The organism is Streptomyces sp. NRRL S-495 (assembly GCF_000966955.1).
GTDB lineage: Bacteria > Actinomycetota > Actinomycetes > Streptomycetales > Streptomycetaceae > Kitasatospora > Kitasatospora purpeofusca.
Map to the genome: position 1 here is coordinate 1 of NZ_JZWY01000968.1, position 8,110 is coordinate 8,110.

Annotated in this window: 9 protein-coding genes; 6 read left to right on the forward strand and 3 right to left on the reverse strand. The window is 74.0% G+C overall.

All coding sequences use genetic code 11. The features are described 5' to 3' along the window. Nucleotides 1–6: 6 nt before the first annotated feature. A complete protein-coding gene (locus VR45_RS37245) occupies nt 7–903 on the forward strand; it encodes an ornithine cyclodeaminase family protein (RefSeq protein WP_234326545.1) in 897 nt (298 codons plus the stop codon). 188 nt (nt 904–1,091) lie between these two features. Here the strand turns inward: VR45_RS37245 and VR45_RS37250 are convergent, their stop codons facing one another. Then, entirely contained in the window at nt 1,092–1,712 is a 621-nt protein-coding gene (locus tag VR45_RS37250; RefSeq protein WP_045944370.1) for a TetR/AcrR family transcriptional regulator, read from the reverse strand. 106 nt (nt 1,713–1,818) lie between these two features. On the opposite strand from VR45_RS37250, the gene VR45_RS37255 reads away from it, so the two are divergent. From VR45_RS37255 to VR45_RS37265, 3 genes are all read left to right on the forward strand, one after another. Continuing rightward, complete coding sequence (locus tag VR45_RS37255) at nt 1,819–2,742, forward strand: NAD(P)-binding domain-containing protein (protein WP_045944371.1); 924 nt, start codon at nt 1,819–1,821, stop codon at nt 2,740–2,742. 176 nt (nt 2,743–2,918) lie between these two features. Further along, nucleotides 2,919–3,638 carry a GntR family transcriptional regulator gene (locus tag VR45_RS37260; protein ID WP_045944372.1) on the forward strand — a complete coding sequence of 240 codons (720 nt, stop codon included), beginning with the start codon at nt 2,919–2,921 and terminating at the stop codon, nt 3,636–3,638. A 93-nt stretch (nt 3,639–3,731) separates the two neighbouring features. Further along, a complete protein-coding gene (locus tag VR45_RS37265; RefSeq protein ID WP_045944378.1) occupies nt 3,732–4,328 on the forward strand; it encodes a Uma2 family endonuclease in 597 nt (198 codons plus the stop codon). Nucleotide 4,329: 1 nt separating this feature from the next. On the opposite strand, the gene VR45_RS37270 is transcribed toward VR45_RS37265, so the two are convergent. Both VR45_RS37270 and VR45_RS37275 read right to left on the reverse strand, forming a co-directional pair. Next, nucleotides 4,330–5,010 (reverse strand): ABC transporter ATP-binding protein, encoded by a 681-nt coding sequence (locus VR45_RS37270; protein WP_045944373.1) that lies wholly within the window; start codon nt 5,008–5,010, stop codon nt 4,330–4,332. Continuing rightward, nucleotides 5,007–6,083, reverse strand: a complete 1,077-nt coding sequence (locus tag VR45_RS37275; RefSeq protein WP_045944374.1) for an ABC transporter permease — start codon at nt 6,081–6,083, stop codon at nt 5,007–5,009. The genes VR45_RS37270 and VR45_RS37275 overlap by 4 nt, the downstream gene beginning before the upstream one ends. A 162-nt stretch (nt 6,084–6,245) precedes the next feature. On the opposite strand from VR45_RS37275, the gene VR45_RS37280 reads away from it, so the two are divergent. After that, complete coding sequence (locus VR45_RS37280) at nt 6,246–7,484, forward strand: sensor histidine kinase (protein WP_045944375.1); 1,239 nt, start codon at nt 6,246–6,248, stop codon at nt 7,482–7,484. Then, on the forward strand, nt 7,481–8,110 hold a 630-nt coding region (locus VR45_RS37285), incomplete at its 3' end, for a response regulator transcription factor (RefSeq protein ID WP_045944376.1). The genes VR45_RS37280 and VR45_RS37285, both read left to right, overlap by 4 nt.

The window sequence follows — 8,110 nt, forward strand, 5'->3', positions numbered from 1 at the left end:
GCGGTGCTGCCGGCCGGCGCGGTCGACCTGACACCGGAGGAAGCGGCGCGGGCGATCGAGGGGGTGCTGCTCGACGGGCTCGACCCGGAGACCGTCCCCGCCCGCTCGGCGATCCCGGTACCGGCCGGGGAGCTGCTGATGATGCCGGCAGCCTCCACGGCCTTCGTCGGGGTGAAGATCGCCGGTGTCGCGCCGGCCAATCCCGCCGTCGGGCTGCCCCGGATCACCGGCAGCTACCTGCTGCTGGACGGTCCGACCCTGCAGCCGGTCGCACTGCTCGACGGCATCGCGCTCACCTCGCTGCGCACCCCGGCGGTCACGGCCGTCGCGCTGGACCGGCTGGCGGTGCCGGAGGCCGAGCACCTGGTGCTGTTCGGGTCGGGCCCGCAGGCGTACGGGCACCTGGACGCCCTGCTCGCCGTCCGTCGGCTGACCCGGGTGACGGTGGTCGCCCGCAGCGCGGAGCCGGCCGAGGCACTGGTCCGGTACGCCCGGGGGCTCGGCCTGGAGGCCGCCGTCGGCACCCCGGCCGCGGTGGCGGGGGCGGACCTGGTCGTCTGCTGCACCACCGCGCGCACGCCGCTGTTCGACGGCGCGCTGGTGCCGGACCACGCGGCGGTGGCCGCGGTCGGTTCGCACGAGGTGGACGCCCGCGAGGTGGACGAGGTGCTGGTCGGCCGGTCCGCGCTGTACGTGGAGGCCCGGGCCGCCGCGCTGCGGGAGGCCGGCGACCTGCTGATGGCGGGTGTGACCGGTGCCGACCCGCTGTGGAACCTGGCCGAGCTGGTGCGGGGCGAGGCTCCGGTGCCGGCCGACCGGCCGAGGTTCTTCAAGAGCGTCGGGATGGCTTGGCAGGACCTCGCGGTCGCGGCCGAGGTGCACCGGCGCGGGGCGGGCCGGTAGGGCTTCCGGTCGGCACAGGTCTGCTGTGGGGCCCGGCCAATCGGGTACCGGCGCTCGGCGCTGTGTCGGTACCCGTCCCCAAGTCCGTTACCTCGGACGGGGATTGGTCGTTGATGTGTCGGCCGGAGTTGCGGTCGGCGTGGTGGGAAGGGATCCCCCGCCACGCCGACCGCTTTTTTGCGTTCCGGTCAGGCGGTGGCGGTGGCAGTGGCGGGCCCGGGCGTCGGCTGCGGCCGGTAGGTGTTGATCAGCCGGGCCAGGTGGCGGCCGGTGAGGTGGAGCGGCTCCTCGCTGCGGGCGACCTGGGCGGCGAGTTCGGCGCCCTCCAGGGTGTTGATGACGGTGGCGGCGAGCTCGCGGGCGTCCGTGAGGCCGATGCCGCCGCCGTGCAGCTTCTCCTCGACGACGGCGCGCCAGTGCGCGAACGCCGCGGTGACGGCCTCCTCGATGACCGGCGCCCGGCCGACCGTCTCCAGCGCGGTGGTGGTGATCGGGCAGCCGTCCTGCCAGTCGGACGCGCGCAGGGCCTCGGCGAGCAGCCGGGTGCAGGCGGTGACCGCCTCGGCGGGGTCGGCGGCGCTGTCCAGCCCCTCGCGCAGCAGCTCCGCGAACTCCTGGTCGCCGTGGCGGATCGCCGCGGCGGCCAGTTCCTGCTTCCCGCCCGGGAAGAAGTGGTAGACGGAGCCGAGGGTGGCCTCCGCCTCGCGGGAGATCTGCTTGATGCCGGTGCCCTCGTACCCCTGGCGCTGGAGCAGCCGGGAGGTGGCCCGGACGATCCGCTCCCGGGTGCCGGTGGTGGTCGTCTTCACGGGGGAGAGTCTAGCCGGTCAATTGGATAGAGCGTTCGTTCCACTGCTGTGCTAGCTTCACCCCTGGATAGAGCGTTCGTTCTAGTCGCCTTCGGAGGGGATCCCCATGTCTGTCGCCCAGCAGGAGAGCACCAAGCAGCAGGAGAACAGCAGGCAGCAGGAGAACGCCAGGCCGTCCGTCACCCTGATCGGGCTCGGCCCGATGGGCCGGGCGATGGCGGGCGCCTACCTGGACGCCGGGTACGCCATGACGCTCTGGAACCGGAGCCCCGGCCGGGCCGACGACCTGGTGGCCCGGGGCGCCGTGCTCGCGCCGGACGCGGCCGCGGCGGTCGCGGCCGCCGAACTGGTCGTGCTGAGCCTGACCGACTACGACGCGGTGTTCGCGGTCCTGGCCGCCGCCGAGGCGGAGCTGGCCGGGAAGGTCGTGGTCAACCTCAGCTCGGACACCCCCGACCGGGCCCGGGAGGCCGCCCGCTGGCTGGCCGAGCGGGGTGCCGGGCACCTCACCGGCGGGGTGCAGGTCCCGCCGTCCGGCATCGGGCAGCCGGAGTCGTCCACCTTCTACAGCGGCCCGGTCGAGCTGTTCCGGCGGCACCGCGCCGCCCTGGAGGTGCTCACCGGCGCCGACTACCGGGGCGACGACCCGGGGCTGGCACAGCTCTACTACCAGATCCAGATGGACCTCTTCTGGACCTCGCTGACCGCCTACCTGCACGCCACCGCCGTCGCGGAGGCCAACGGCATCCCGGCGGACGAGTTCCTGCCCTACGCCACGTCGACGGCCGCCTCGATGCCCGGCTTCCTCGCCTTCTACGCGCCCCGGATCGCCGCCGGGAACCACGAGGGCGACGTCGACCGGCTGACCATGGCGCTCGCGAGCATCGAGCACGTCCTGCACACCGTCGAGGCCTCCGGGGTGGACGGGGCGCTGCCGCGGCTGCTCGCCGACACCTTCCGGACGGCGGTCGGGGCCGGGTACGGAGGGTCCAGTGCGACCGGTCTGGTCCGTTTGTTCAAGGGGGAGTGAGGGGACCGGATGAAGGAGTTGGGCCGCCGACCGTTGTCAGCGGGCGGCGGTCCTGCCACCATGGGGTCCGACCATGGATGCCGTGCGCTGACTGGTCGTTCGAAATCACGGAATGTTGCACACTCAACGTAACGTGACATTGTACGCTGGTGTTCTGCACTCACCGGAGGAACACCATGGCCGACCTCAAACCCCGCACCCTGATCTCCGTCCAGGAGCGGCTGCGCGACCAGGTCGCCCACGCCCTGCGAGCCGCCCTGATTTCCGGCGAGCTGCGCCCCGGGGTCGTCTACTCCGCGCCCGCCCTGGCCGCCGACTTCGGCGTCTCCGCCACCCCCGTCCGCGAGGCCATGCTGGACCTCGCCCGTGAGGGCCTGGTCGAGGCCGTCCGCAACAAGGGCTTCCGGGTCACCGAGCTCACCGAGCGGGACCTCGACGACTTCACCGAGATCCGCGCCCTGATCGAGGTCCCGACCGTCGGCCGGGTCGCCCGCACCGCCACCCCCGAGCAGCTGGAGGCGCTGCGGCCGCAGGCCGAGGCGATCGTCGTCGCGGCCGGCAAGCAGGACCTCATCGGCTACCTGGAGGCCGACCGCCAGTTCCACCTCGACCTGCTCGGCCTGGCCGGCAACTCCCGCCTGGTCGAGGTCGTCGGCGACCTGCGCAAGCGCTCCCGCCTCTACGGTCTCAACCGGCTGGCCGAGCGCGGCGAGCTGGTCTCCTCGGCGGAGGAGCACCTGGAGCTGCTGGACCTGATGATCGCCGGCGACGGTCCGGCCGCGGAGTCCTGCATGACCCGCCACCTCAGCCACGTCCGCTCGCTGTGGGCGGAGGGCCAGGAGGAGGCGGCCGAGGAGGAGTCCCGCACCGGCCTGCGGCTGCGGGCCCGGGGGTAAACCACCCGTTCGGGGGAATTCTCCGTGATCGGGTGGGATGTCGATCCCGGATCCTACGATGACGTTCCCGACATCGGCAGCAAGGAGAACTCCGTGTCCGCCGCCGCAGTGGAAGACCCGTTCAACCAGCCCACGCTGCTGGAAGCCGCAGAGCTGATCGCCAGCCGGTTGACGGGTCACCGCGTCGAGATCATCGGGGGTCAGATCACCGTGACGCCACCTGCCGACGGGCCGCACGGTGAGGTGTTGACCGATCTCATGGTCCCGCTTCTGGCGGCCGGACTCCATCGGGATACGTCCAGGGTGGTCCAGGCGATCGGGTTGTGGTTGCCAGGTGGGCCGTCCGACTACGCCGTTCCGGACCTGTCGGTGGTGGACGCGGACTACAGGAACCACCTGATCGAGGCCAACTCCTACGACCCGGCGGTCTTCAGGCTCGTTGTCGAGGTCACGTCCTCCAACTACATGGCGGATGTGAAGATCAAGCCGATGGTCTATGCCGATGCGGGTATCCCCGTCTATCTCATCGTCGACCGCAGGAACCTCAAGGTCATGGTGCTCACCGACCCCCATGGCGGTGAGTACCGGGTGCACGCCGTGCACCGCCCCGGGCAGTCCTTCAGCTTGCCGGAGTCGGTCGGTGCTTCGGTGACGCTCTCGGTGGACGAGGTGCTGGCCGCCAAGAAGTAGCTCACACCGCCGCCGGCACCGTGAGCCTGCCGTCATGGACCTCGGCCACCTGGTCGACCGCGGTCAGGTGGCTGCGGTCGTGGGTGACCAGGACGGTGGCGGTGGCGCGGCGGTGGGTGAGGGTGGTCAGCAGGTCGAGGACGGCGGCGCCGCGTTCGTGGTCCAGGGCGCTGGTGGGCTCGTCGACCAGCAGCACGGTGGGGTCGTTCATCAGTGCGCGGGCGATGTTGACGCGCTGGCGCTGACCGCCGGAGAGCTGGTGCGGGCGGCGGCCGGCCAGGTCGCGCAGGCCGACGGCGGCCAGGAGTTCCAGGGCGCGGGGCAGTGCGCCGCGTGGGGAGCGGCCGTCCAGGTGGGCCATCACCTGGAGCTGTTCGGCGGCGGTCAGCGCGGGCAGCAGGTTGGGCTGCTGGAAGACGATGCCGATCCGGTGCCGCCGCAGCGCGGTCAGCCCGGCCCGGTCCAGCCCGGCGGTGTCGGTGCCGTCCACCACCACCCGTCCGGAGTCCGGGGCGATCAGGGTCGCGGCGACCGCCAGCAGGCTGGACTTGCCCGAGCCGGACGGGCCGACCACGGCGGTGAGGGTGCCTTTCGGCACGGTCAGCGACACCTCGTCGAGGGCGGTCAGCCGGCCGTCGCCGTCCGGGTAGGTGAGGGTGACGCGGTCGAGGTGCAGGGTCATCGGGCACTCCCCAGGGCGGTCAGCGGGTCGACGGAGGTGATGCGGCGGACGGACAGGGCCGCGCCGACCGCGCCGAGCGCGATCATGACGGCGGCGGGCAGCAGCACCGTCGGGGCGTCCAGGACGAACGGGACGGCGGAGCCGATCAGCGCGCCGACGCCGACCGCGACCGCCGTGCCGAGCGCGGTGCCGAGGAGCAGCAGCAGGACGGCCTGGCCGAGCGCGTCGCGCAGCAGGTAGCGGGTGGAGGCGCCGAGGGCCTTCAGGACGGCGATGTCGCCGCTGCGCTGGATCGTCCAGACGGTGAAGAAGGCGCCGATCACCAGCGCCGAGATGGCGAACAGGAAGCCCCGCATCAGCTGCAGCGAGCCGTTCTCCGAGGTGTAGGAGCCGATCGCGGCGAGCGCGTCGGTCCGGCCGCGGGTCTCGGTGCCGAGGGCGGTGTCGGCGGCGGCCAGGTTGGCGCCCTTCGTGGTGGTCAGTGCGACCACGGTGGCGTGCCCGGCCCCGCCGGGGGCGGCCGACTGCCAGTCGGCCAGGGTCGTCCAGACCACCGGGGTGTGGCTGTAGGAGGCGTCCCCGGCGACGGCCGCGACGGTCAGCGGGTGGCCGGCGACGGTGAAGGCGTCGCCGGGGCGCAGCCCGCCGAGGTCCTTCGCGGCGGTCCGCGACAGCACCGCCCGGCCGGGGGCAAGGGAGTCGCCCTGCGGGGCCAGCGAGGAGCCGTCGGGGACGCCGAGGACGGAGAGCGCGGCGGTGCGTGGTCCGGCGGCGGCCTTGGTGGTGGCGATGCCGAGCGGCTGCGCGTCGGTCACGCCGGGCGTCCGGGCCCAGCCCTGCCACTGCTCGGGGGTGACCTGGGAGTCGGTGAAGGACAGCTTCCGGCCGTCGGCGGGGCGGCCGAAGGCCAGGTGGTCGGCGGGCAGGCCGGTGATGGCCGAGGTGTTCTGCCGGCCGAGTCCGGCGGTCAGTCCCGACAGCAGGCCGACCAGCACGGTGATCAGCACGATGACGGTTCCCATCAGGGCGAACCGCCCCTTGGCGAACCCCAGATCCCTCCAGGCGACGAACACCGCGAGTCCTTTCGTCCGATCCGCTGCGACACTGACGAGAGTGGTCGAACGGCGGCCCTCCGGGCATCGCACCGGGGATTGCATCCTCGGCTTCGAAGGGCGGAAGCGGAGTTCAACCTTTCGATTGATGCCGGTCGGCGGCACGGACCCTAGGCTGGACGGATGGCGACCGATCGACCCCGAACCACCCCCGTCGCCCGCGTGCTCCGGGTCTGCCTGCACCTGCTGGTGGCGGGCCTGCTCGCGCTCGCCGTGGCCCGGGCCCTGGCCGGGCGGGACGGGGACCCGGCGGCGGTCACGGCCGCCGCCACCGCGATGGCCGCCGTCTACGCGGCCGGTCCGCTGATCGGCGCCGTCGGCCGTTCCCGCCGGGCCGCCGCGCTCTGGCTGGCGCTGCTCGGCGTCACCTGGGCGGGCGTGCTGGTGGCCACCCCGGACGGGGTCTGGCTGGCGTTCCCGCTGTACTTCCTGGAGCTGCACCTGCTCGGCCGGCGGGCCGGGGTCGCGGCGGTCGGGCTCACCGCCGTCGCGGCGATCGTCGCCTACTCCGCCCATCAGCACACCGTCGGCCTCGCGCCGGCGATCGGGCCGCTGCTGGGTGCCGCCGTGGCCGTCGCGACCGTGTTCGGCTACCAGGCGCTCTACCGGGAGAGCGAGGAGCGCCGCCGGCTCATCGACGAACTGACGGCCACCCGCGCCGACCTCGCCGCCGCCCACCACGCGGCCGGGGTCCTCGCCGAGCGGGAGCGGCTGGCCCGGGAGATCCACGACACCCTGGCGCAGAGCCTCACCAGCATCCAGCTGCTGCTGCGGGCCGCGCAGCGCGCGCTGCCGGAGCGCACGGAGGCCGCCGGCGAGTACGTGGAGCAGGCCCGGCAGGCCGCGCAGGACAACCTCGACGAGGCCCGCCGCTTCGTGCGCGCGCTCACCCCGCCGGCGCTGGAGAGCGACACCCTGCCGGTGGCGCTGGAGCGGCTGTGCGCCACGACGTCGGTGCGCGGCGGACTGCCGGTGCGGCTGCACGTGTCGGGGGAGCGGGTGCCGCTGCCGGTGCCGCACGAGGTGGCGCTGCTGCGGATCGCGCAGTCCGCGCTCGGCAACACGGTGCGGCACGCCGGGGCGGCCCATGCCGAGGTGACGCTCAGCTTCATGGCGGGCGAGGTGGCGCTGGACGTGGTGGACGACGGTGCGGGGTTCGACCCGGAGGCCGTGCGGACGCGGACCGCCACCGGTGGCGGGGACGGTGGGGACGGCGGCTACGGGCTGCCGTCGATGCGGGCCCGGGCCCGGGCGCTGGGCGGGACCTTCGCGGTGGAGTCCGCGCCGGGGGAGGGCACGGCGCTCGCGGTGCTGCTGCCGGTGCCCGGGGACGCGGGCGACCCGAAGGAGGGGACCTCGTGACCGGGGCGGTGATCCGGCTGCTGCTCGCCGACGACCACCCGGTGGTCCGGGCCGGGCTGCGGGCCGTCCTGGAGAGCGAGCCGGACTTCGCGATCGTCGCGGAGGCCGCCACCGCCGAGCGCGCGGTCGAGCTGGCGGCGGAGGTGGCGGTGGACGTGGTGCTGATGGACCTGCAGTTCGGGCCGGGGGCGGCGATGAACGGCGCGCAGGCCACGGCGGCGATCACGGCCCGGGGCGCGGGGGCGCCGAGGGTCCTGGTGGTGACCACCTACGACACGGACGCGGACACGCTGCCGGCGCTGGAGGCCGGGGCGACCGGGTACCTGCTGAAGGACGCGCCGCCGGAGGAGCTGGCCCGGGCGGTGCGGTCGGCGGCGGCGGGGCGGCCGGCGCTGGCGCCCACGGTGGCGGACCGGCTGCTGGAGCGGATGCGGACGCCCGCGGCGGCGCTGAGCGCACGGGAGACGGAGGTGCTGGGGCTGGTCGCGGACGGGCTGACCAATCAGGCGATCGGCGGGCGGCTGCACCTGAGCCTGGCCACGGTGAAGTCGCATCTGGTGCACATCTACACCAAGTTGGGCGTGGAGTCGCGGACGGCGGCGGTGCGGGAGGCGCGGGCCCGGGGG